This window comes from Cellulomonas biazotea, assembly GCF_004306155.1.
Taxonomy (GTDB): Bacteria; Actinomycetota; Actinomycetes; order Actinomycetales; family Cellulomonadaceae; genus Cellulomonas; species Cellulomonas biazotea.
In genome coordinates this window covers 1-707 of record NZ_BIMR01000476.1, presented here as the reverse complement: position 1 = coordinate 707, position 707 = coordinate 1, and the positions used below count along the sequence as shown (strand labels likewise).

Sequence of the window (707 nt, the reverse complement as noted above, 5' to 3'; positions counted from 1 at the left end):
GGCGCGCACGGTCGCCACGGCGGCGACGGCGACGTCCCGTCGGGCGGCGCGCCGTCCGACGTCCTCGGGGCCGTCCTGGCGCGCGGGCGCGTCGAGCTCGGCACCATCAGCGACGCGCACCCCGTCCTGCACCGCGAGCACGTGCCCGACGCCGGGGCGTGCGCGCTGCTCGTGCTGCTCGACGCCCTGCACCGCGCGGTCGTCGGAGCGCCCGAGCCGACGGGGCCCCCGGACTGGCTGCCCGCCGCCGCACCGCACGCGCGCGGTGTGCACGGGTCCGGCGGTGCCTACGAGGTCATGCTCGTCGTGCGGACCCCGCAGGCGTCCGACGACCTCGGCGGCGTGCTGCGCGAGCGCGTCGGGGCCGTCGGGGACTCCGTCGCCGTCGTCGGGGCGGACGGCGTGTGGCACGTCCACGTGCACACCGACCACCCGGACCTCGCGCTCGCCGCCGCCGACGTCGGGGTGCGCGAGCAGGTCGTCGTCCGGCTGCTCGACGCCCCGCACGGGGTAGGCGGCGACGTCGACGGCGGCGCGGCGCGCTGGGGCCTCGTCGTCTGCACCGCCGCGCCCGCCCTGGCCGCCTGGTACGCCGCCGCTGGCGCCGTCGTGCTCGTGGCCACGCCCGAGGCGCCCGTCACGGCCGAGCACGTGGCCCGCGCCGTCGCGGACACCGGCGCCCCCGACGTCGCGCTCCTGCCCGGGGG

General features: G+C 80.5%; 1 protein-coding gene. It reads left to right on the top strand.

Translation table 11 applies throughout. The features are described 5' to 3' along the window. A partial coding sequence (locus tag CBZ_RS20270) for a fatty acid kinase subunit FakA-related protein (protein WP_507762217.1) occupies positions 1–707 on the top strand: 707 nt, incomplete at both ends.